The organism is Serratia sp. GW822-FHT06E05, from assembly GCF_058799445.1.
This window is the reverse complement of record NZ_JBXALM010000005.1, coordinates 1-21,854: the sequence shown is the minus strand read 5'-3', so window position 1 is coordinate 21,854 and position 21,854 is coordinate 1. Positions and strand designations below refer to the sequence as shown.

Annotated in this window: 19 protein-coding genes and 1 rRNA gene; 16 read left to right on the top strand and 4 right to left on the bottom strand. The window is 56.3% G+C overall.

Annotated elements, in window-relative coordinates; genetic code table 11:
* Positions 1-127 precede the first annotated feature (127 nt).
* The 4 genes from proV to proX (AC1RKC_RS13630) all read left to right on the top strand — a co-directional run bounded on the left by proV (position 128) and on the right by proX (AC1RKC_RS13630) (position 4,552).
* Positions 128-1,330, top strand: a complete 1,203-nt coding sequence (proV, locus tag AC1RKC_RS13645) for a glycine betaine/L-proline ABC transporter ATP-binding protein ProV (protein WP_261287523.1) — start codon at positions 128-130, stop codon at positions 1,328-1,330.
* Positions 1,323-2,441, top strand: a complete 1,119-nt coding sequence (gene proW / locus AC1RKC_RS13640; protein ID WP_046372791.1) for a glycine betaine/L-proline ABC transporter permease ProW — start codon at positions 1,323-1,325, stop codon at positions 2,439-2,441. The genes proV and proW overlap by 8 nt, the downstream gene beginning before the upstream one ends.
* A 63-nt stretch (positions 2,442-2,504) precedes the next feature.
* The gene (gene proX, locus AC1RKC_RS13635; RefSeq protein WP_020828312.1) at positions 2,505-3,500 is read left to right on the top strand and encodes a glycine betaine/L-proline ABC transporter substrate-binding protein ProX; all 996 of its coding nucleotides are present in this window, start codon (positions 2,505-2,507) and stop codon (positions 3,498-3,500) included.
* A 50-nt stretch (positions 3,501-3,550) separates the two neighbouring features.
* A complete protein-coding gene (gene proX / locus AC1RKC_RS13630; RefSeq protein ID WP_020828313.1) occupies positions 3,551-4,552 on the top strand; it encodes a glycine betaine/L-proline ABC transporter substrate-binding protein ProX in 1,002 nt (333 codons plus the stop codon).
* A gap of 29 nt (positions 4,553-4,581) precedes the next feature.
* Here the strand turns inward: proX (AC1RKC_RS13630) and AC1RKC_RS13625 are convergent, their stop codons facing one another.
* On the bottom strand, positions 4,582-5,460 hold the full coding sequence (locus AC1RKC_RS13625) for a LysR family transcriptional regulator (RefSeq protein WP_020828314.1): 879 nt from the start codon (positions 5,458-5,460) through the stop codon (positions 4,582-4,584).
* A gap of 101 nt (positions 5,461-5,561) precedes the next feature.
* Here AC1RKC_RS13625 and AC1RKC_RS13620 point away from each other — a divergent pair, with 101 nt between their 5' ends.
* The 7 genes from AC1RKC_RS13620 (at position 5,562) to emrB (ending at position 12,883) form a co-directional block, all read left to right on the top strand.
* Entirely contained in the window at positions 5,562-6,761 is a 1,200-nt protein-coding gene (locus tag AC1RKC_RS13620) for an MFS transporter (RefSeq protein WP_493092603.1), read from the top strand.
* Between the two features lie 124 nt (positions 6,762-6,885).
* A complete protein-coding gene (locus AC1RKC_RS13615; RefSeq protein ID WP_020828316.1) occupies positions 6,886-7,632 on the top strand; it encodes an AzlC family ABC transporter permease in 747 nt (248 codons plus the stop codon).
* Entirely contained in the window at positions 7,622-7,975 is a 354-nt protein-coding gene (gene ygaH / locus AC1RKC_RS13610; RefSeq protein ID WP_020828317.1) for an L-valine transporter subunit YgaH, read from the top strand. The genes AC1RKC_RS13615 and ygaH overlap by 11 nt, the downstream gene beginning before the upstream one ends.
* A 159-nt stretch (positions 7,976-8,134) precedes the next feature.
* Positions 8,135-8,656, top strand: a complete 522-nt coding sequence (gene mprA, locus AC1RKC_RS13605; protein ID WP_020828318.1) for a transcriptional repressor MprA — start codon at positions 8,135-8,137, stop codon at positions 8,654-8,656.
* 24 nt (positions 8,657-8,680) lie between these two features.
* Positions 8,681-10,132 (top strand): efflux transporter outer membrane subunit, encoded by a 1,452-nt coding sequence (locus tag AC1RKC_RS13600; protein ID WP_116691875.1) that lies wholly within the window; start codon positions 8,681-8,683, stop codon positions 10,130-10,132.
* Positions 10,133-10,157: 25 nt separating this feature from the next.
* Positions 10,158-11,330, top strand: coding sequence for a multidrug efflux MFS transporter periplasmic adaptor subunit EmrA (emrA, locus tag AC1RKC_RS13595; protein ID WP_493092602.1), 1,173 nt, complete (start codon positions 10,158-10,160; stop codon positions 11,328-11,330).
* A 17-nt stretch (positions 11,331-11,347) separates the two neighbouring features.
* Positions 11,348-12,883, top strand: coding sequence for a multidrug efflux MFS transporter permease subunit EmrB (gene emrB, locus AC1RKC_RS13590; RefSeq protein WP_048761023.1), 1,536 nt, complete (start codon positions 11,348-11,350; stop codon positions 12,881-12,883).
* Positions 12,884-12,955: 72 nt separating this feature from the next.
* Here the strand turns inward: emrB and AC1RKC_RS13585 are convergent, their stop codons facing one another.
* The gene (locus AC1RKC_RS13585) at positions 12,956-14,056 is read right to left on the bottom strand and encodes a tRNA/rRNA methyltransferase (RefSeq protein ID WP_020828322.1); all 1,101 of its coding nucleotides are present in this window, start codon (positions 14,054-14,056) and stop codon (positions 12,956-12,958) included.
* A gap of 208 nt (positions 14,057-14,264) precedes the next feature.
* On the opposite strand from AC1RKC_RS13585, the gene trxC reads away from it, so the two are divergent.
* The 5 genes from trxC to AC1RKC_RS13560 all read left to right on the top strand — a co-directional run bounded on the left by trxC (position 14,265) and on the right by AC1RKC_RS13560 (position 20,237).
* Positions 14,265-14,684, top strand: a complete 420-nt coding sequence (gene trxC / locus AC1RKC_RS13580) for a thioredoxin TrxC (RefSeq protein ID WP_041414882.1) — start codon at positions 14,265-14,267, stop codon at positions 14,682-14,684.
* 119 nt (positions 14,685-14,803) lie between these two features.
* The gene (locus AC1RKC_RS13575; protein ID WP_041415643.1) at positions 14,804-15,499 is read left to right on the top strand and encodes a tRNA-uridine aminocarboxypropyltransferase; all 696 of its coding nucleotides are present in this window, start codon (positions 14,804-14,806) and stop codon (positions 15,497-15,499) included.
* Positions 15,500-15,668: 169 nt separating this feature from the next.
* On the top strand, positions 15,669-18,317 hold the full coding sequence (locus tag AC1RKC_RS13570) for a bifunctional acetate--CoA ligase family protein/GNAT family N-acetyltransferase (protein WP_122080066.1): 2,649 nt from the start codon (positions 15,669-15,671) through the stop codon (positions 18,315-18,317).
* Positions 18,318-18,470: 153 nt separating this feature from the next.
* Complete coding sequence (gene pssA / locus AC1RKC_RS13565) at positions 18,471-19,826, top strand: CDP-diacylglycerol--serine O-phosphatidyltransferase (RefSeq protein WP_020828326.1); 1,356 nt, start codon at positions 18,471-18,473, stop codon at positions 19,824-19,826.
* Between the two features lie 78 nt (positions 19,827-19,904).
* On the top strand, positions 19,905-20,237 hold the full coding sequence (locus tag AC1RKC_RS13560; protein ID WP_020828327.1) for a YfiM family lipoprotein: 333 nt from the start codon (positions 19,905-19,907) through the stop codon (positions 20,235-20,237).
* A gap of 1 nt (position 20,238) precedes the next feature.
* Here the strand turns inward: AC1RKC_RS13560 and AC1RKC_RS13555 are convergent, their stop codons facing one another.
* A complete protein-coding gene (locus AC1RKC_RS13555; RefSeq protein WP_020828328.1) occupies positions 20,239-21,549 on the bottom strand; it encodes an MFS family transporter in 1,311 nt (436 codons plus the stop codon).
* Between the two features lie 233 nt (positions 21,550-21,782).
* A 5S ribosomal RNA gene (gene rrf / locus AC1RKC_RS13550) occupies positions 21,783-21,854 on the bottom strand; the annotation flags it as partial.

The following is a 21,854-nucleotide window of genomic DNA, read 5'->3' as shown; positions in this document are numbered from 1 at the left end:
CAATATCCCATTCATCGGACATTGAGGGTTGTCTCAGATATTCACTGTGTTAGGGTATAGGGGACTATTATTTTCTATTGGGAAATTTTTATCGTTTGATAATTCATCAGAGGAAACAGCAAATTGCATGGCAATTAAACTCGAAGTAAAGAACCTGTATAAGATATTTGGCGAACATCCGGATCGCGCTTTCAAACTGATTGAAAAAGGCCTGACAAAAGACCAATTGCTTGAAAAAACCGGATTATCACTGGGCGTAAAAGACGCCTCTCTGGCCATTGAAGAAGGCGAGATATTTGTCATCATGGGGCTTTCCGGATCCGGAAAATCCACCCTGGTACGCCTTCTCAATCGTCTGATAGAACCCACCCGCGGTCAGGTGCTGATTGATGGCGAGGATATATCTAAAATATCCGACAGCGCACTGCGCGCCGTACGCCGTAATAAGATCAGCATGGTGTTCCAATCATTCGCTTTAATGCCGCATATGAATGTATTGAATAACACCGCGTTCGGTATGGAATTGGCCGGCATTCCACCGCAGGAGCGCCAGGAAAAAGCCCTGGAAGCATTACGTCAGGTCGGGCTGGAGAATTATGCCTATTCTTATCCCGATGAACTTTCCGGCGGGATGCGTCAGCGCGTGGGATTAGCCCGTGCCATGGCGAATAATCCGGACATATTATTGATGGATGAAGCCTTCTCGGCGCTGGATCCATTAATCCGTACCGAGATGCAAGATGAGCTGGTCAAATTACAGGCCCAGCATCAGCGCACCATCGTCTTTATTTCCCATGATTTGGATGAGGCAATGCGTATTGGCGATCGTATTGCCATTATGCAAGGCGGAGAGGTTATTCAGGTCGGTACGCCGGAGGAAATATTAAATAATCCGGCCAACGATTATGTCCGCACCTTCTTCCGTGGCGTCGATATCAGCCACGTTTTCAGCGCCAAGGATATCGCCCAGCGTCGTCCTGTCGCCCTTATTCGTAAAACCCCCGGTTTTGGTCCGCGTTCAGCACTACAGCTGCTGCGCGATGAAGACCGCGATTATGGTTATGTTATTGAACGCGGGAAGAAATTTATCGGCGTGGTGTCGGTAGATTCACTCAAGCAGGCGCTGGCTTCCAACCAGACGTTGGATGACGCCCTGCTGGAAGCCCCTGCCCCGGTCCCGGCCGACATGCCGCTGAGCGAACTGATTTCATTGGTTGCCCTGGCGCCCTGTGCGGTCCCCGTGGTCTGCGAAGAAAATAACTATATCGGAATAATTTCCAAGGCCATGCTGTTGCAGGCCTTAGATAAAGAGGGCCCAGCGAATGAGTGACACTACACAGGATCCATGGGCGACTGCGCCTGCCGACCCCAGCGCCGCACCGGCGACTGACGCCGCAACCTCGTCAGCGCCCGCTGGCGATGCCTGGTCCAGCGCACCGCCACCGGAAACCCATGACGCCGCCAATCAGGCCGCTCAGGGTGCCGACTGGCTTAACAGCGCACCGGTCCAACAGGAACATTTCAGCCTGCTGGATCCGTTCCACAAAACCTGGGTGCCGTTTGACTCCTGGGTGACCCACGGCATCGACTGGCTGGTGTTGCACTTTCGCCCGCTGTTTCAGGGCATTCGCGTACCGGTCGATTTTATTCTCAGCGGCTTTCAGCAGCTGCTGCTCGGCATGCCTGCCCCGATCGCCATTCTGCTGTTCTCGCTGATTGCCTGGCAGCTCTCCAGCCTTGGTATGGGTGCTGCGACGCTGGTCTCGCTGATTGCCATTGGCGCGATTGGCGCCTGGTCGCAAGCCATGGTGACCCTGGCGCTGGTCCTGACCGCCCTGTTCTTCTGTATCGTCATCGGTCTGCCGCTCGGCATTTGGCTGGCGCGCAGCAAACATGCAGGCAAGGTGATCCGGCCACTGCTCGACGCCATGCAGACCACGCCGGCCTTCGTCTATCTGGTGCCGATCGTCATGCTGTTCGGTATCGGTAACGTACCGGGGGTGGTGGTGACCATTATCTTTGCGCTGCCGCCGATCGTACGACTGACCATTCTGGGCATTAACCAAGTGCCTGAGGATCTGATCGAAGCCGCCGAATCCTTTGGTGCCAGCCCGCGCCAACTGCTGTTTAAAGTGCAACTGCCACTGGCAATGCCAACCATAATGGCCGGCGTAAACCAAACGCTGATGTTGGCGCTGTCGATGGTGGTTATCGCCTCGATGATCGCCGTTGGCGGCCTGGGCCAGATGGTATTGCGCGGTATCGGTCGTCTGGATATGGGGCTGGCCGCCGTTGGCGGGGTCGGTATCGTGATCCTGGCGATTATTCTCGACCGCCTCACCCAATCGCTGGGGCGCGATCGCCGCAGCAAAGGCATCGGCCGTTGGTATGCTCACGGCCCGATCGGGTTAGTCACCCGGCCCTTCATCAAAAAGCCTTAATCGCCCTGCCCCCGGCCAAACGTCGGGGGCACCGACAGCATTTATAAAAACGAAGGAACCACTATGCGCTCGACAGGAATTTGGGCTCTGGCCCTGACTTCATTGCTAAGCACACAGGCGTTCGCCGTCGAATTACCCGGCAAAGGCGTCACGGTAAAACCGTTGCAAAGCACTCTCGCCGAAGAAAGCTTCCAAACCGAATTGGTCAACCGCGCCCTGGTCAAGCTGGGCTATGACGTCCAGCCTACCGACGAGGTGGAATACAATATCGCCTACACCTCTATCGCTTCCGGCGACGCCACCTACATGGCGGTGAACTGGGATCCGCTGCAAACCGACATGTACCAAAGCGCCGGCGGCGACAAGAAATTCTATCGTCAGGGAGCCTATATCACCAACGCGGCCCAGGGTTATTTGATCGACAAGAAAACCGCCGATCAATACCACATCAGCGATATCTCCCAGTTAAAAGATCCCAAGCTGGCGAAGTTGTTCGATGCCGACGGCGACGGCAAGGCCGATCTGGCCGGCTGCGAACCTGGCTGGGTGTGCGGCAACGTCATTAACACCCATATCAAAGCCTATGGCCTGAGCGACACCGTCACTCAAAACCAGGGCAATTACTCCGCCATCATCGCCGACACCCTGACTCGCTACAAACAGGGTAAACCGGTGCTGTATTTCACCTGGACGCCGTACTGGGTGAGCGATGAGCTGGCACCGGGTCGTGATGTGGTTTGGTTAACCGTGCCGTTCTCCGCCAGCCCAGGTTCGTTGAAAGATAACGATACCGCCTTGCCGAACGGCAAAAATTACGGTTTTTCCGTCAACAACGAACATATCGTCGCCAACAAGCAATGGGCCGAGGCTAACCCGGCCGCCGCCAAACTGTTCGCCATCATGAAACTGCCGTTGGCGGACGTGAACGCGCAGAACCTGCGCATGCACAAAGGCGAGAACAGCGCCGCCGACATACAACGTCACGTAGACGGCTGGATCAAAGCACATCAGGCCACTTTTGACGGCTGGATCACTACGGCTGCGGCAGCAGCGAAATAATCCCAGGGTGCCGGAAATCCCGGCTTCATAACATAAAAAGGTATTTCACTATGCGCACTACAGGAATCTGGGCGGTTGCCCTTACCACACTGATTAGCTCACAGGCGGTTTCCGCCGCCGACTTGCCCGGTAAAGGTGTCACCGTTCAGCCGGTGCAAAGCACCATTTCAGAAGAGACCTTCCAGACGCTGCTGGTCAGCAAGGCGCTGGAAAAGCTGGGCTATGACGTTAAAGACACCCGCGAAGTGGACTACAACGTCGCCTACACTTCCATCGCCTCCGGCGACGCGACCTTCCTGGCGGTTAACTGGGATCCGCTGCACGCCGATCAATACAAGGCCGCAGGCGGTGACGCCAAATTTTACCGTGAAGGGGTTTACGTCAACGGGGCGGCACAGGGGTATCTGATCGACAAGAAAACCGCCGATAAATACCACATCACCAACGTTGAACAGTTGAAAGATCCCAATATTGCCAAGCTGTTCGATACCAATGGCGACGGCAAGGCCGACCTGACCGGCTGTACGCCAGGCTGGGGCTGCGAGGCGGCCATTAACCATCACATCAAAGCCTACGGCCTGGAGAAAACCGTCGAGCACAATCAGGGCAACTACGCGGCGATGATTGCCGATACCATTACTCGCTACAAAGAAGGCAAGCCGGTGCTGTACTACACCTGGACGCCGTACTGGGTGAGTGACGTGCTGGTGCCAGGCCGCGACGTTGTTTGGTTACAGGTGCCGTTCTCCGCCATGCCGGGCGAGCAGAAAAACCTCGATACCAAGCTGCCTAACGGCGCCAACTATGGTTTCCCGGTCAACACCATGCGCATCGCCGCCAACAAGCAGTGGGCCGAAGCCAACCCGGCGGCCGCCAAGCTGTTTGCCATCATGAAGCTGCCGATTGCCGACGTGAATGCGCAGAACCTGCGGATGCATGAAGGCCAGGCCTCCGAAGCCGATATCCAAAACCATGTAAATGGCTGGATCAAGGCGCATCAGGCCACCTTCGACGGCTGGGTGAAAACCGCCGCGGAAGCCGCGAAGAAATAATCACCCTGGGCGCGGCAGCCTGTCGCGCCCTATTCGCTGATTTCAATCCCGCTAAACTGTAAAAAACGCTCGGCGGTCCGTGGCAGCGGCTGTGGCCAAACGCAGTACACCTGACGCCGTGGACCATCTTCTATCGGAATCGACACCAGCGTGCTCAAGCGCTGTGCCGTCGAAATCGGCACAATGCCCGTCGCCAACCCACGGCGTACCAAATTCTCCAGCCATTCGATATGGTCAATCTCAAAACTGACGTGACGCTTGATGCCTGCCGCCTGAAACGCGCGGTCGGTCTGGCGCCGGGCACCGGTCCCGCTGTAAAAGTCCACCAGCGGCACTTCCGACAAGGTTTGCAAATTCACTCGTTCCCGACTGGCTAGCGGGTGTTGTGGTGACACCAACGCCACCAGTGGCTCGTCGGTCAGTTGCCGATGGGACACCGGCAGCATATCGATATCCCCCGGCCAGAGGCCGACAAACGCCACATCGGTCTTTTGCTGCCGAACGTCTTCCAACAGCTCTTCACTCATGCCCACGTACAGCCGGATATTCACTGCGGGATAATGGCGGTGAAAGTTACCCAATTTTTCGGTCAGATCAATCGCGTTTATGGTGGAAATTGTGCCGATGGTCAGGGTACCGGAAACTGTGCCGCTGGCGGCGACAACCTCTTCCACCAGCATCTGTTTTGCCGCCAGCAGTCGCTGCGCCGGTTGAATAAATGCCTGCCCGGCGGTGGTCAACCTGACCCGGCGCGAAGTACGCTCAAACAATGCACAGCCCAGCTCCTCTTCCAATTTGGCGATCTGGTGGCTGAGCGCCGATTGCACCGTATGACAGCGCTGCGCCGCCCGGGTAAAACTCTGCTCTTCGGCAACCGCCAGCGCAAAACGAATCTGTTTCAGGTTCATTCATTTATCTCTAAATGAGATTAATCAGATGAAAATTATACATTGGTTTAACCCGCTGTCCTGCCCGATACTTGCACCACTTTTTCTTGTGATTGAAACCAATGAGCCAACAAAATTCACCTCCAGGCCTCAGCCCGGCACTGATTGTGCTGATCGCCATCGCCACCGGTTTGGCCGTCGCCAGTAACTACTACGCGCAGCCACTGCTGGAAACCATCGCTCAAAACTTTGGGCTATCGGTCAATCAGGCCGGTTTTATCGTCACCGCCGCCCAAATGGGCTACGCCGTAGGCCTGCTGCTGCTGGTGCCGCTCGGCGATATGTTTGAGCGTCGTGGGCTGATCGTCTTTATGACGCTGCTGGCCGCCGGAGGCATGCTGATCACCGCCAGCTCCACCACGCTGCCGATGATGATCCTGGGGACTGCCCTCACCGGGTTGTTCTCGGTAGTGGCGCAAATTTTGGTGCCGTTGGCCGCTACGCTGGCACACCCGGAAAAACGCGGAAAAACCGTTGGCATCATTATGAGCGGCCTGCTGCTCGGCATTCTGCTGGCACGTACCGTAGCGGGCGCACTGGCATCGTTCGGCGGTTGGCGCACCATTTACTGGGTGGCAAGCGTGCTGATGATCCTGATGGCGTTGATCTTGTGGCGCGCGCTGCCACGTTACAAACAGCACTCCGGACTGAATTACCCTCAGTTGCTGAAGTCTATTTTCACCCTGTTTTGCGGATCACCGATGCTGCGAACCCGTGCAGTGCTCGGTGCGCTGTCCTTTGCCAACTTCAGCGTGCTCTGGACCTCAATGGCCTTCCTGTTGGCGGCCCCGCCTTTTGGTTATTCCGAAGGGGTCATCGGCCTGTTCGGGCTGGTGGGGGCCGCCGGAGCGTTGGCCGCCTCCCGTGCCGGGCATTTGGCGGATCAGGGCAAGGCGGGATTAACCACTACGGTAGGCCTGGTACTGCTGCTGCTGTCGTGGATACCTATCGCTTTCGCTAAACAATCGCTGTGGGCACTGATCGTCGGCATTCTGATCCTCGATCTGGCCGTGCAGGCCGTACACGTTACCAACCAGAGCGTGATTTATCGCATTATGCCGGAAGCGCGCAATCGTCTGACGGCCGGCTACATGACCAGCTATTTTATCGGCGGCGCTCTGGGTTCGCTGCTGTCTGCCTCAGCCTATCAGCACGCGGGGTGGACAGGGGTCGCTGCAGCAGGGGGCATTTTGTGCCTGTTTAACCTGCTCACCTGGTGGTTGGGCAAGCGCCATGATCCCCAGGGACCGGCGGCCATCTGATTAGCAAGCGAATAGTCATAGCGGAAATTTATTAGCGGCGCAGGGTATAAACATTACTTACTCTCTGGTAATGTTCTGGGGATAAACTATTGGTTCCCTATATACCCTGCGATTCAAATACATTATGCAAAGCCAAGCTGCAGAAAGTATCAATCCCCCAGCCGTCAGTTCCACCTTCACCCACGGCATCGTCGACAGTTTACCGATCGTTATCGGCTATGTGCCGGTGGCTTTTGCGTTTGGCCTTAGCGCCGTTAAGCTGGGGTTCTCCCCGCTAGAGAGCATTTTCTTCTCCTGCATCATCTATGCGGGTGCCAGCCAGTTCGTGATCACCGCCTTGTTAAGCGCCGGTATGTCACTGTGGGTTTCCGCGCTGACCGTGATGGCAATGGATATACGGCACCTGTTGTATGGTCCTGCTTTGCGCCACCGCATCGTCTCGCGCATGTCGGCTGGCAAAACTGCGCTCTGGGCCTTTGGCCTGACTGATGAAGTGTTCGCCGCGGCCACCGCTAAATTGATGCGCAATAACCGCAGTTGGAGCGAGAACTGGATGATCGGCATCTCGCTATGCTCCTGGCTGTCTTGGGTCGCAGGCACCGCGCTGGGTGCCGTGTTCGGCAATGGGCCACTAGAGCAGTTCCCGGTGATTGAAGCCTCATTATCCTTTATGTTGCCGGCGCTGTTCCTCAGCTTCCTGCTGGCGGCATTCAAACGTCCGCAAAGCCTGACCATCGCCGCCGCGCTGGCCGGTGCACTGCTTGGCGTAGTGCTGTTCTCTATCCCAGTGGCCATTTTGGCCGGCATCAGCGCCGGTTGTATCGCAGCCCTGTTCCAACCCACAGCAACGGAGTCCATTGATGAACACTGATGTGCTGGTGATCGGCCTGGTGGTCGGCTGTGCTAATTATCTGTTCCGCTACTTACCCTTGCGTTTGGCGCCTGCGCGGGCACAACCGGGAATCAAACGCGGTAAAACCGCACTGTTGCTCGACAGCATCGGCATCGCCTCAATCTGCGCGTTGCTGGTGGTTTCCAGCACCCCGGTAGTGATGCGTGAACCGGACAAGCTGTGGCCCACTCTGGTCGGTTTCGCCGCGCTGGGCCTGTGTTTTTACCGAACCAAAAGCATCATTTTGTCGACGCTGATTGGCGCGGCATCCTTTGGCATTACATTAAAGTTATTTATGATTTTCAGTCAGGGTAACCTTTAATCTTAGGCAGCACGTCGCATTAACCCTTTTGCTTAAAGTGGGTTTATTGACAATCCGCTGACAAATGACACGAATTGCTAAATTAATCACCCTGCTGAACATTTACATTATTAATCACTATCGTTACTATCTCGGACGAAACTAATGAGGCCCAAAATTATGGAAAGCTCGTTTGCTCCCATTGAACAAATGCTTAATTTCCGCGCCAAGCGTCAGAAAGATTTCCCTTATCAGGAAATCCTGCTGACCCGCCTGTGCATGCACATGCAAAGCAAGCTGCTGGAAAATCGCAATAAAATGCTGAAAGCACAAGGGATTAACGAAACATTGTTTATGGCGCTGATTACCCTGGATGCGCAGGAAAGCCACAGCATTCAGCCTTCTGAGCTAAGCTCTGCCCTGGGCTCGTCACGGACCAATGCCACGCGCATTGCCGACGAACTTGAGAAACGCGGTTGGATTGAACGCCGTGAAAGCGACAACGATCGTCGCTGCCTGCACCTGCACATGACGCCGCAGGGAGAAGAGTTTCTCAATCAATTGCTGCCACCGCAGCACAAGTGTCTGCATTTCCTGTGGTCCACGCTGAACGATGATGAACAGCAACAGCTTGAAAAGCTGACGCGTAAGCTGCTGACGCGCCTGGACCAGATGGAAGTTACAGAACAGTTATCCCAATAATTTCTGTTCAGGTACATACATACTATGCGATCCCCATTTAACTGGAGATTCACCCCACTGTTCGCCGTATTACTGCTGGCCGGGTGTGCGTCTACCGATAATATTGCCCCGCAATCCACCCTGATGGATCCGCAGGCTCTGCAGCTTGCGCAGCCGAAGGTCAGCTCGTTGAACGTCAGCCCGCAGTGGTGGCGCGCGCTTAACGACCAGCAACTTGACGCGCTGATGACCCAGACGCTGCAAAGCTCCCCTTCGCTGCGACAGGCAGCGGCACGCGTACGCGAAGCACAAAGCGTAATGGGGGAAGCCAGCGCCGCCAACGGGCCGAATCTGGATCTCAACGCCAGCAGCAACCGCCAGAAAGTGCCGCAAAACGTGAACCTGGGGCTGGGGTATCCTCATCAACCGATCTACGAAACCTCCAACTCGCTGGGGCTAAACCTGGCCTATGAATTCGACTGGTGGGGCAAATACCGCAACCAGGTCAACGCCGCCAAGGCACAGGTCGATGCAGCCCGCGCCGAGCAGGAACAGGCCGCGTTGACGCTGACCAGTTCGGTAGCCTCCGCCTATTACCAGTTGCAGAGCAATTTCGCGCTGGAAAAGCTGTTGCAGCAGGAAGTGGACAACAACCAACGCCTGGCGGACTTGCGTCAACAGCAATATAAGGCCGGCATCACCGGCGTTGATGTTCCGCAACAAACCCAGGCGCAAGCCGACGGCGCCAAGCAGCAGATCCTGCAACTGCAATCGCAGATTGAACAGCTCAGACACCAACTGGCCGCATTGGCAGGCCAGGGCCCGAACGCCATGCAGCACCTGCGCCCGGTGGCCCTTCCCGCCAGCAGTTTGATGGCGCCAAAAGGTGAACTGACCGCCGATCTGCTCGGTAAACGTCCGGATATCGCCGCACAGCGCCAGTTGGTGGAGTCCTATAACCAGCGCGTCAGCGCCGCCCGTAAAGAATTTTACCCCAGCCTGACCATTTCAGCCTTTGCCGGCCTGACCACCACCAACACCAGTGGGACCAGCCCGAATCTGTTTGAAGCGGCCAGCCAGGCCTGGAACGTGATGCCGGCAATTTCATTGCCGATCTTCCACGCCGGTGCGCTGCGCAGCAAGCTGGGTGAGGAGTCCGCGCTGTATGACCAGGCGGTGGAGTCCTATAACCAAACCATCCTGAATGCCGTGCAGGAAACCGCCGATGCCATCACCGTCCAACAAAGCACTGCGCAACAGCAGCTGCAGGCGGCATCTGCGTCCGAATCGATGCAACAGGTGTACCGCGTCGCTAACGCTCGATACCAGGCAGGGATTATCGGGCGCGACCAGTTGTTGACCAGCCAAACGCAGCTTTTGCAGCAGCAGCAGGCGGAACTGAATGCCAGCAGCAATTTGCTGCAGGCGAAGATAGGACTGATCCGTGCGCTGGGCGGTGGCTATCAGGCCCCGGCCGCTACGGGTTCAAAAGCATAATAAAATAGAGAGCTTGGAGAACACCATGAGCGCAAGCGCGGAGACTCAAAACCCGCAGCAACCGGCAGGCAAAAAGAAGCAGCGTAAATTTTGGCTGCTGCTGCTGACGGTTATTTTCATCGTTATTGGGGTGGCATATTTAGTCTATTGGTTCCTGGTGTTACGTCATCATCAGGAAACTGACGACGCCTATGTTTCCGGTAACCAGGTCCAGATCATGGCCCAGGTGAACGGCAGCGTTAACCGCGTCAACTTCGACAATACCGACTATGTGAAACAGGGTGACGTGTTGGTTACCCTGGATCCGACCGATGCCGAACAGGCGCTGGAACGCGCCAAAACCGGCCTGGCCAATAGCGTGCGTCAGACCCACCAGCTGATCATCAACAGCAAGCAGTATCAGGCCAATATTGCCCTGCGCAAGTCTGACCTGAGTAAGGCTGAAAACGATCTGAAACGCCGCGTCGTGCTCGGCAGCGTTGACGCTATCGGCCGTGAAGAGCTGCAACATGCTCGCGATGCAGTCGACAGCGCCAAGGCGGCGTTGGAAGTGGCGGTGCAGCAATACAACGCTAACCAGGCGATGGTATTGAATACCCCGCTGGAGCAGCAGCCGGCCATTCAACAGGCCGCAGCGCAAATGCGTGACGCCTGGCTGGCATTGCAACGGACCAAAATCATCAGCCCGATCACCGGTTATGTCTCACGCCGCAGCGTACAGGTTGGCGCGCAAATCGCCGCCGGTTCCCCGCTGATGGCAGTGGTGCCAGCCGATCACATCTGGGTAGATGCCAACTTCAAAGAAACCCAAATCGCCAATATGCGTATCGGCCAGTCGGCTACCGTAGTCAGTGACATTTACGGTGATGACGTGGTGTATAAGGGCAAAGTGGTCGGTATCGATATGGGTACCGGCAGCGCCTTCTCACTGCTGCCTGCGCAGAACGCCACCGGTAACTGGATCAAAGTGGTTCAGCGTCTGCCGGTACGTATTGAACTGGACGCCAAGCAAATCGCCGATCATCCGCTGCGCATCGGTCTGTCGACCCTGGTTAAAGTTGACACCACCAATCTGGACGGCCGCGTGCTGTCTGACGTGGTGCGCGACAAACCGCTGTACCAAAGCGACGCCCTGGCGTTGAACCTGGCACCGGTTAACCAAATGATCGCCGACGTGATCCATGCGAATGCCGGTTAAGCGCGCGGGAGGCTACCTTGGCACAGAAACCGCTTGAAGGTGCTCAGCTCGCCTGGATGACGGTCGCGCTTGCCCTGGCGACCTTTATGCAGGTGCTGGACTCCACCATTGCCAACGTGGCGATCCCAACGATTGCGGGTAACCTCGGGTCTTCCAACTCGCAGGGAACCTGGGTGATCACCTCGTTTGGCGTGGCGAACGCCATTTCCATCCCGATCACCGGCTGGTTGGCAAAGCGCATCGGTGAAGTGCGGTTGTTCCTTTGGTCCACCGCGCTGTTCGTACTCGCCTCCTGGCTGTGCGGCATTTCCAACAGCCTGGGCATGCTGATCTTCTTCCGCGTGATTCAGGGTGTGGTCGCAGGGCCGTTGATCCCGCTGTCGCAGAGTCTGTTGCTGAACAACTATCCGCCCGCCAAGCGAGCGATGGCCCTGGCACTATGGTCGATGACGGTGATCGTTGCGCCCATTTTCGGGCCTATCCTCGGCGGTTATATCAGTGACAACTATCACTGGGGCTGGATCTTCTTCATCAACATCCCGATCGGTGCCGTGGTAATCCTGGTGGCGATGTCGACGCTGAAAGGCAGGGAAACCAAAACCGAGATCAAACCGATCGATACCGTCGGTCTGGTGCTGCTGATCGTCGGTATAGGATCTTTGCAGGTGATGCTCGATCAGGGCAAGGAGCTCGACTGGTTCAACTCGACCGAGATCATCGTTCTGACGGTGGTGGCGGTGGTGGCGCTGCTGTTCCTGATTGTCTGGGAACTGACGGACGACCATCCGGTGGTGGATTTGTCACTGTTCAAATCGCGCAACTTTACCGTCGGCTGCCTGTGTATCAGCCTGGCCTACATGCTGTACTTCGGCGCCATTGTGCTATTGCCGCAGTTGCTGCAGGAGGTTTATGGCTATACCGCCACCTGGGCAGGACTGGCTTCAGCACCCGTCGGGTTGATACCGGTATTGCTGTCGCCGATCATCGGCAAGTTCGGCAACCGGCTCGACATGAGACGATTGGTGACCTTCAGTTTCATTATGTATGCGGTGTGCTTCTACTGGCGCGCCTATACCTTTGAACCGGGAATGGACTTTGGCGCCTCGGCCTGGCCGCAGTTTATTCAGGGCTTCGCCATCGCCTGCTTCTTTATGCCATTGACCACCATTACGCTGTCCGGTCTGCCGCCGGAGCGCATGGCGGCGGCATCGAGCCTGTCGAACTTTACTCGAACACTGGCGGGGTCGATCGGGACATCGATCACCACGACCTTGTGGACCCAGCGAGAATCGCAGCATCACTCGCAGCTGACGGAGTTTGTGAATCCTTACAACCCACAGTCACAAGAGATGTACCGGCAGTTGGAACAAATTGGCATGAGCAAGCAGCAGGCCTCGGCCTACATCGCCAACGAGATCACCGCGCAGGGACTGATTATCTCCGCCAACGAGATCTTCTGGCTGTCGGCCGGGGTGTTCCTGGTCCTGCTGGTGCTGGTCTGGGTGGCGAAACCGCCGTTCAGCTCCGGCGGTGGGGGCGGCGGCGCTCACTAAACCAGAGAAAGCAAAACGGGCGCCCAGAGGCGCCCGTTTTTTATTTATACCGTTGCAGCCAGGCGACGGATATTAAGCCTGGTTTTGACGCCACCAATCGGCCAGCAAAATGCCGGTCGCGACTGATACGTTCAGGCTTTCTACCTTGCCGGTACCGCCGATAGACACGTTCATATCACCCTGCTGCCAGGCGCTGTCGCTCAGGCCATCACGCTCCTGCCCCAATACCAGCACCATTTTGGCCGGCAGCTTAGCCTGCGCCAATGGGGTGCCTTTATGGCTAGAAGTGGTCACGATGGCGTAGCCGGCCTTGCGGAAAGTATCCAGCACCGACAGGAAGTCATCTGCGCTGATCGCCTTGATGTGTTCCGCGCCGCCTTCTGCGGTACGTACCGCCGCACCGGACTCCAGCAATGCCGGATCCTGCAACAGAACGCCATTCACGCCAAAGTGTGCGCAAGAACGGACGATAGCGCCCAGGTTGTGCGGGTTGCCCACCTCTTCCAATGCCAGCACGCAGTCTTTCGCCGGTGCTTCTTTCAGATAGGTTTGCGCATCCAGGCCCTGACGTTTTTTGATCAGGAAGCATACGCCGCCGTGGTGCTCGGTGCCGGACGCTTTGGCCAGCTCTTCTTCATCTACCACGTGGTAGGCTTTGCGGTTGGCTGCCATCCAGCGCAGCGCTTCACGAAAACGCGGCGTGACCGACTGCACGAACCAGGCGCGGACGATCGCGTCCGGACGGCTGGCAAACAGCGCCTGACAGGCGTTTTCACCGTACACGCGGGTTTCTTCCGCACGCTGGCGACGCAGTTGCTCTGGATCGATAAAGCTTTTGCCGCTGATGCCACCGTGATCGAACGCCGGCTCTTCTTCCGGACCACGAGAAACGGTTTTCCATGGCGAATCATAACCGCCACGGTCTTCAGTACGCGCTGGACGGCGAGGACGATCGCTTTCACTGCGGCGGGAATCAGAGCCAGAGCCACGGCGATCGTTGTTACCGCGCGGCTTGTCCTGACCGGTACGGCCCGAAGAGCGAGCACCGTCTGCCGGACGGCCTTTGCCGGCCGGACGCTTATTCTTGTTACGGTCGTCGCCGTTACTGTCGTCGTCACTGCGGACGTACATCACTTTAACTTTACCGTTCTTGCCACTAAATGAATCGTTCATTTTCTTCTCCACCAACGCGCAGGGCGCGAAGATTACCTGATGTTGGGGTGCTAAGCCACCTACTTGCGCTAAAAGCTAACAACTATCGTATTCATTGAACAAACCTCTTTGTTCATTGACGCGCTTTTAACGATAATAAGCAGCATTAAAGATACATCTCCGCAACCCGAATGCGGTATGTCGTGCTTTCCCAGTATCCGAGGTCATCATGAATACAGTTTGTCCCGCTTGTAATGCCACCAACCGCGTACCTGAAGATCGTGTGGCTGACGGCGCAAAATGCGGCCGTTGCGGCCATGCGCTTTTTGACGGTGAAGTGATCAATGCCACCGCCGCGACACTGGACGCGCTGCTGCAGGATGGCCTGCCGGTGGTGGTCGACTTTTGGGCACCGTGGTGTGGCCCTTGCGTCAGCTTTGCGCCAATCTTCGAAGACGTTGCCGAAGAGCGCGCCGGTAAAGTCCGCTTCGTAAAAGTGAATACCGAGGCTGAACCGGAACTGAGCGCCCGTTTCCGCATCCGCAGCATCCCGACCATTATGCTCTTCCGCGACGGAAAAATGGTCGACATGCTCAATGGCGCCATGCCGAAAACGCCGTTTGATAACTGGCTCAATGAACTAGTTTAACGCAGAAAGTCCAGGCGGTGTTGCCCATTGTCAATGACACCGCCGCATTTCAAACCGGCCCGAACGCTCCCGTCGGGCTTTTTTCTGCGTTACAATGGCGTTTTTTCCCCGGGATCTTTATGACCGACAACGCCGTACTTCGCCTGCGCCAGTTTCGCCTGGAACGATCAACCCGCCCTTTTCTGGCGCGTGGCAACCGCATTACGCGTTGTCAGGGGTGTCTGCTGCCACAAAAAAACTGCCTGTGTGACACCATCCAGCCGCAGCCGGCCGCCAGCCGTTTTTGCCTGATCATGTTTGGCGCAGAACCGCTCAAACCAAGCAATACCGGCAGATTGATCGCCGATATTCTGCCGGACACCCAGGCGTTTCTTTGGTCGCGTACCGAGGTTGACCCTGGCCTGCTGGCGGCGATTAACGATCCCGAACGCCAGCCTTACGTGGTGTTTCCCGCGTCCTATGCCGCCCCTGAACGACCGGTATTCAGCGAACTGCCCGTCGGTGGTAAACCGCCGCTGTTTATTATGCTCGACGGCACTTGGACCGAGGCAAGCAAGATGTTCCGCAAAAGCCCGTACCTCAATCAGTTTCCGGTGTTTTCGCTCAATGTTACCGCTGCCTCAAATTACCAACTGCGAGAAGCCAGCCGCACCGAGCAGCACTGCACCGCGGAAGTGGCGACAGCGCTGTTGCAACAGGCCGGTGATACCGCCGCGGCCGACGGCCTGGCTGAGCATTTTCGCTACTTCCGTCAACAGTATCTGGCAGGGAAACCTACTCGCCCGGAGGCACCGGTCACAGCAAAGCCGTTGTAAAACGCCTAGAATCAAGTCGGTAACGTTGCCTATAGCCAATAGCATTCGAAAGACAGGTAGGCGGCAACTGAACGAATCCCAGGGAGCTTAGTTAACTAAGTGACCAGGGTGAGAGAGGGCAGCCAACACCCCTGTCTTTTGAAGGATAACGGATATAAAGGAGCCGTGCATGAGCCAGCGAGGGTTAGAAGCGCTTTTACGTCCTAAATCGATTGCCGTTCTCGGCGCTTCACAGCAGCCTGGCCGCGCCGGCAACCTGATGATGAGCAACCTGCTGGCCGGCGGCTTCAACGGGCCGGTCATGCCCGTCACGCCGCGTTATAAGGCGGTATGCGGAGTCATGGCCTACCCGGACGTCGCCAGCCTGCCGCTCAGCCCCGATCTGGCCATACTGTGTACCCATGCGCATCGCAATCTGGCCTTGATTGAGGATTTGGGCAAACGCGGCTGCAAAACGGCCATTGTGCTCTCCTCACCGCCAGAACAGTTCGCCGAGCTGAAAGCCTGCGCGCAGCGTTATTCTATGCGCCTGCTGGGGCCGAACAGCCTGGGCCTGCTGGCCCCCTGGCAAGGCATCAACGCCAGTTTCTCGCCGGTACCGATCCTGAAGGGCAAGCTGGCGTTTATTTCCCAGTCCGCCGCGGTGGCCAATACCATTCTCGACTGGGCACAGCAACGCGAAGTCGGCTTTTCCTATTTTATCGCGCTGGGCGACAGCCTGGATATTGACGTCGACGACCTGCTGGATTTTCTGGCACGCGACAGTAAAACCAGCGCCATCCTGCTGTATCTGGAAAACATCAGCGATGCGCGCCGCTTTTTATCTGCCTCGCGCAGTGCTTCGCGCAACAAACCCATTCTGGTGGTCAAAAGCGGACGCAGTCAGCAGGCCCAGCTGTTGCTCAACAGTCAGCAGGGGCTGGATGCCGCTTACGATGCCGCAATCCAACGCGCCGGTTTACTGCGCGTACAGGATACCCACGAGCTGTTCTCGGCAGTGGAAACGCTGAGCCATATGCATCCGTTGCGCGGAGAGCGGTTGATGATCGTCAGCAACGGTGCGGCACCGGCGGCAATGGCGTTGGACGAACTGTTGGGCCGCAACGGCAAGCTGGCGCCGCTGGGAGACGAGATCCTGGCGCAGTTGGGTGACGCCTTGCCCGACTTTATACGCGCCGGCAACCCGATTGACCTGCGAGACGATGCAACACCGCAGCGCTATCTGGCGGCGGTCAAGACCCTGCTCGACAGCCACGACTACGACGCTTTATTGCTGATCCACGCTCCTAGCGCGGCAGCCCCAGGCACCCTGACCGCCGAACGTATTATCGAGGCCGTGCGTCAGCACCCGCGTGGTAAACGCGTGACTTTGCTGACCAACTGGTGCGGCGAGTACTCTTCGCAAGAAGCCCGCCGGTTATTTACCGAAGCCGGTATTCCCACCTACCGAACGCCGGAAGGTGCAGTAACCGCGTTTATGCATATGGTGGAATATCGCCGTAATCAGAAACAGCTTAAAGAAACCCCGGCGCTTCCGGTCGGTTTGACGGCCAACACCGCCGACGCTCACCGATTGATTCAGCAGGCGCTGGCGGAGGGCGCAACGCAGCTCGATACCCACGAGGTACAGTCGATTCTAAAGGCCTATGACCTGACGACGCTGCCTACCTGGATTGCCGAAGACAGCGCCGAAGCCGTGCATATTGCCGAGCAAATTGGCTATCCTGTGGCCCTGAAGCTGCGCTCCCCCGATATTCCGCACAAGTCTGAAGTTCAGGGTGTAATGCTCTATTTGCGCACCGCTACCGAGGTACAACGCGCCGCTGAGGCAATTCTCGACCGCGTTAAACGTACCTATCCACAAGCGCGCATTCACGGCCTGCTGGTTCAGAGCATGGCCAACCGCGCCGGAGCGCAGGAGCTTCGTATCGCGGTGGAGCAAGATGCCATTTTCGGCCCGCTAATCATGCTGGGTGAAGGCGGTATCGAATGGCGCCAGGAAAATCAGGTCGCCGTAGCGCTGCCGCCGCTGAATATGGCGCTGGCGCGTTATCTGGTATTGCAGGCGGTGAAAGGCGGAAAAATTCGCGGCCGCAGCGCTTTACGACCGCTGGATATCCCTGGACTGAGCCGCTTGCTGGTACAGGTGTCCAATCTGATCCTCGACTGCCCGGAAATTACCCGTCTGGATATCCACCCGGTTCTGGCCTCTGGCAGCGAATTCACCCTGCTCGACGTTTCCATGCAGCTTGCTCCGTTCGAAGGTGATCCGCAGGCACGCTTGGCGATCCGTCCTTACCCTCATGAGCTGGAAGAAACCATCGGATTGAAAGACGGATCGCAATGCCTGTTCCGACCGATCCTGCCGGAAGATGAACCCGCGCTGAAACACTTTATCGATCGCGTGACCAAGGAAGATCTCTACTATCGCTACTTCAGTGAGATCAACGAGTTTACCCATGACGATTTGGCTAACATGACGCAGATCGACTACGATCGGGAGATGGCTTTTGTCGCGGTGCGGGATGACCAAATCATTGGCGTAACACGTGCTCTCTCCGACCCGGATAATACCGACGCGGAATTTGCCGTGTTGGTGCGTTCAGATTTGAAAGGGCTCGGTCTGGGGCGCCAACTGTTGGAAAAAATGATTGCCTATGCCCGCGCCCACGGGTTGGCCCGCCTGACCGGCATCACCATGCCTAATAACCGCGGAATGATAGCGCTGGCGCAACGGCTGGGCTTTGGCATCGATGTGCAGCTTGAGGACGGTATCGTCAATTTGACCCTGCCGCTGCAGGCGGAAGAAGCGCAGTGACCTGTGTCGCAATGCGCTACGAATCCACCACTTAACGCCAAAACATACGCACAATCGGGACAACTAGTGGTATTATCGCCCGATTATTCGATTTACTGTTTTCCCGTATTTGGCGTTCCGGCCATCTAATCATGAGAGAAGAAGCGCACTGTGATGTTGTCAAAATTTAAACGTAGCAAACATCAACAACACCTTGCACAACTGCCCAAACTCCCCCAGACGGTAGCTGATGTACGTACTTTGTACACACCGTCTGATTACCGTGCCACGCTGCTGGAATTGATCGCTAACGCCACCCAACGCATTTATCTGGTCGCTCTGTATCTGGAGCATGACGACGCCGGACGCGATATTCTCAACGCGCTTTATCAAGCCAAGCAGCGGTGCCCGGCGCTGGAGATTTGCATTCTGGTCGACTGGCATCGTGCCCAGCGTGGGCGCATCGGCGCCGCGGCCGCCAATACCAACGCCGATTGGTATTGCTCAATGGCAGACCAGCACCCAGAGCTTGCCGTGCCAATCTACGGCGTGCCGGTGAATACCCGCGAAGCCCTGGGCGTGTTGCACCTGAAAGGTTTTGTGATCGACGATACCGTGGTTTACAGCGGTGCCAGCATCAATGACGTTTACCTGCATCAGCATGAGAAATACCGCTACGATCGTTACCAGTTGATCACCAATGGCGAATTGGCCAATACCATGATCGATTACATCAAGCAGCACCTGCTGACCGCCGGTGCCGTGCAACGTTTGGATCGTGACGATCGTCCCAAGAGCCCGGAGATCAAAAACGAAACTCGCTTATTTCGTTTCGGTCTGCGCCGAGCCGGTTATCAGTTTCGCAACCAGGCGGGCAACGATGAGCTGGCGGTAACGCCGCTGGTTGGGCTGGGTAAGCAAAGCGTGTTGAATAAAACCATTCACCATCTGATGTCCTGTGCCGATCAGAAACTGACGCTGTGCACCCCTTACTTCAACCTGCCGGCCCTGCTGGTGCGCAATATCATCTATCTGCTGCGCCAGGGCAAACAGGTGGAAATTATTGTGGGCGACAAAACCGCCAATGATTTCTATATTCCGGAAGATCAGCCGTTCAAAATTATCGGCGCCCTGCCTTATCTGTACGAAATCAACCTGCGACGCTTTCTCAGCCGCCTGCAGCGCTATGTCGATACCGGCCAGTTGATTGTTCGCCTGTGGAAAGACGGCGATAACAGCTACCACCTGAAAGGCATGTGGGTGGATGACGAATGGCAGTTGATTACCGGTAATAACCTTAATCCGCGCGCCTGGCGACTGGATCTGGAAAATGCCATTCTGATCCACGATCCCAAGCAGGAGATGCGTGAGCAACGGCATAAAGAGCTGGAGTGCATCCGCACTCACACCACCGTCGTGGGGAACTACCTGGAACTGCAAAGCATCCAGCAGTACCCGATCAAAGTGCGCAAGTTGATCCGCCGTCTGCGCCGTATCCGTATTGACCGGTTGATTAGCCGTATACTGTAATCCCGCTATAATTTAGCTATCGCAGACCCCGGCCTATGCCGGGGTTTTTATGTGTCATGACAACAGGATGTTTTCATTATGCGCCCACTCCGCTGCCTGGCCGTGCTCCCTTTTTTATTGCTCACCAGCGGCTGTACCCACCTGGCAAATGACAGCTGGACCGGGAAAGACAAGGCACAGCACTTTGTCGCGTCTGCGGCTTTCGCTGCCGCCGGTGCGGCTTATGGCGATCATCAAAACTGGAATGAGGCACGCAGCCGCAGCTTTGGCCTGATGTTTTCAATCGGGCTCGGCGCCGCCAAAGAACTGTATGACAGTCGCGAAGGCGGCACCGGCTGGAGTTGGAAAGATTTTGCCTGGGATGTCGCGGGAGCAGCGACCGGCTATAGCCTTTACCACGCAACCCGCTGATTCACAGCTGGATCTCTTTCCCTTTGCGGTGCAAGCGAAGAGAAACGATCAGCGCCAGCAGACACATGCCGGAAACATACCAGAAGAAGGCATTCTCGAAGCCAAACGACTTCAGCGACAGTGCAACATATTCCGCCGACCCGCCAAACATCGCATTAGCCACCGCATAAGACAGGCCAACGCCTAACGCACGCACCTCCGGCGGGAACATTTCAGCCTTCAGCAGCCCGCTGATCGAGGTATAAAAACTGACGATAAATAACGCCAGCACAATCAGACCGAAGGCCGCATAAGGGTTGCTGACATTTTTCAGCGTCAGCAAGATAGGCACGGTCAGCAAGGTCGCCAACGAGGCAAAGATCAGCATTGAACTGCGGCGACCGATCTTGTCTGACAATGCCCCGACCAAGGGCTGCAGCAGCATGTAGATAAAGAGTGCAGCGGTCATAATGCCGCTGGCCAGCTTGGCGTCCATCCCGGAAGTATTGACCAGATACTTTTGCATATAGGTCGTGAAAGTATAAAAACTCAGCGAACCACCGGCGGTAAAGCCCAACACCATCAGGAAGGCTTTACGATTTTTCCACAGCCCCTTCAGTGAACCCGCATCTTTATGGTTACGGGTTTTGGCATCGGAGGTTTCATTCAGCGACCGACGCAGATATAACGCCACTACCGCCAATACCGCGCCAATCGCAAAGGGAATACGCCAGCCCCAAGCTTTTAATTCCTCAGCAGAGAGGATCTGCTGCAGAGCCACCAGAACCAGCAACGCCAGCAATTGGCCACCAATCAGCGTGACATACTGGAAAGAAGCATAGAAACCACGTCGCCCTTTTATTGCCACCTCGCTCATATAGGTGGCGCTGGTACCGTACTCACCGCCGACCGACAGGCCCTGGAACAGACGCGCAACCAACAGTAGCACCGGAGCCCAACTTCCGATCGACTCATAGGTCGGTAAACAGGCGATCACCAGCGATCCTGCACACATCATGCAAACAGAGATCAGCATCGAGTTTTTGCGACCATGCTTATCGGCAATATAACCGAACAACCAGCCGCCGATCGGGCGCATGAAGAAACCGGCGGCGAACACGCCGGCAGTTTGCAGCAATTGGGTGGTGCTGTTACCGGCGGGGAAAAATGAAGCGGCAAAGTAGATAGAACAGAAGGAATAGACGTAAAAATCAAACCACTCCACCAGGTTACCCGATGAAGCGCCAACAATAGCGAAAATGCGTTTCTTTTTGTCCTGCACTGCCGGATCGACGGTATTTCCATCCTCAATGGCCGAGGTTGTTTCTGTCATTTTCTATTCTCCGAGCCAGATAAACCGTGAAGTCGGCGTCCTGCCGTTTAAATGTAACTCAATTGTTAATATTGAGTTAACAATTAAAACAAATAGCGGGCGAAGAATATAGCGTGATTTTTGTGATGCGCATTGAAGACTGGCGTGAAAATTGGGCGAAATAACAGCAAATATTTATATAGCGGACATAGCAAAAAGGCCATCCTTGCGGATGGCCTCTTGGCTTAATTGATGCCTGGCAGTGTCCTACTCTCGCATGGGGAGACCCCACACTACCATCGGCGCTACGGCGTTTCACTTCTGAG

Excerpts from the sequence above, each read along its gene's own strand:
- proV (WP_261287523.1), top strand. The coding sequence starts at position 128 with ATGGCAATTAAACTCGAAGTAAAGAACCTGTATAAGATATTTGGCGAA.
- proW (WP_046372791.1), top strand. The coding sequence starts at position 1,323 with ATGAGTGACACTACACAGGATCCATGGGCGACTGCGCCTGCCGACCCC.
- proX (WP_020828312.1), top strand. The coding sequence starts at position 2,505 with ATGCGCTCGACAGGAATTTGGGCTCTGGCCCTGACTTCATTGCTAAGC.
- proX (WP_020828313.1), top strand. The coding sequence starts at position 3,551 with ATGCGCACTACAGGAATCTGGGCGGTTGCCCTTACCACACTGATTAGC.
- AC1RKC_RS13625 (WP_020828314.1), bottom strand. The coding sequence starts at position 5,460 with ATGAACCTGAAACAGATTCGTTTTGCGCTGGCGGTTGCCGAAGAGCAG.
- AC1RKC_RS13620 (WP_493092603.1), top strand. The coding sequence starts at position 5,562 with ATGAGCCAACAAAATTCACCTCCAGGCCTCAGCCCGGCACTGATTGTG.
- AC1RKC_RS13615 (WP_020828316.1), top strand. The coding sequence starts at position 6,886 with ATGCAAAGCCAAGCTGCAGAAAGTATCAATCCCCCAGCCGTCAGTTCC.
- ygaH (WP_020828317.1), top strand. The coding sequence starts at position 7,622 with ATGAACACTGATGTGCTGGTGATCGGCCTGGTGGTCGGCTGTGCTAAT.
- mprA (WP_020828318.1), top strand. The coding sequence starts at position 8,135 with ATGGAAAGCTCGTTTGCTCCCATTGAACAAATGCTTAATTTCCGCGCC.
- AC1RKC_RS13600 (WP_116691875.1), top strand. The coding sequence starts at position 8,681 with ATGCGATCCCCATTTAACTGGAGATTCACCCCACTGTTCGCCGTATTA.
- emrA (WP_493092602.1), top strand. The coding sequence starts at position 10,158 with ATGAGCGCAAGCGCGGAGACTCAAAACCCGCAGCAACCGGCAGGCAAA.
- AC1RKC_RS13585 (WP_020828322.1), bottom strand. The coding sequence starts at position 14,056 with ATGAACGATTCATTTAGTGGCAAGAACGGTAAAGTTAAAGTGATGTAC.
- trxC (WP_041414882.1), top strand. The coding sequence starts at position 14,265 with ATGAATACAGTTTGTCCCGCTTGTAATGCCACCAACCGCGTACCTGAA.
- AC1RKC_RS13575 (WP_041415643.1), top strand. The coding sequence starts at position 14,804 with ATGACCGACAACGCCGTACTTCGCCTGCGCCAGTTTCGCCTGGAACGA.
- AC1RKC_RS13570 (WP_122080066.1), top strand. The coding sequence starts at position 15,669 with ATGAGCCAGCGAGGGTTAGAAGCGCTTTTACGTCCTAAATCGATTGCC.
- pssA (WP_020828326.1), top strand. The coding sequence starts at position 18,471 with ATGTTGTCAAAATTTAAACGTAGCAAACATCAACAACACCTTGCACAA.
- AC1RKC_RS13560 (WP_020828327.1), top strand. The coding sequence starts at position 19,905 with ATGCGCCCACTCCGCTGCCTGGCCGTGCTCCCTTTTTTATTGCTCACC.
- AC1RKC_RS13555 (WP_020828328.1), bottom strand. The coding sequence starts at position 21,549 with ATGACAGAAACAACCTCGGCCATTGAGGATGGAAATACCGTCGATCCG.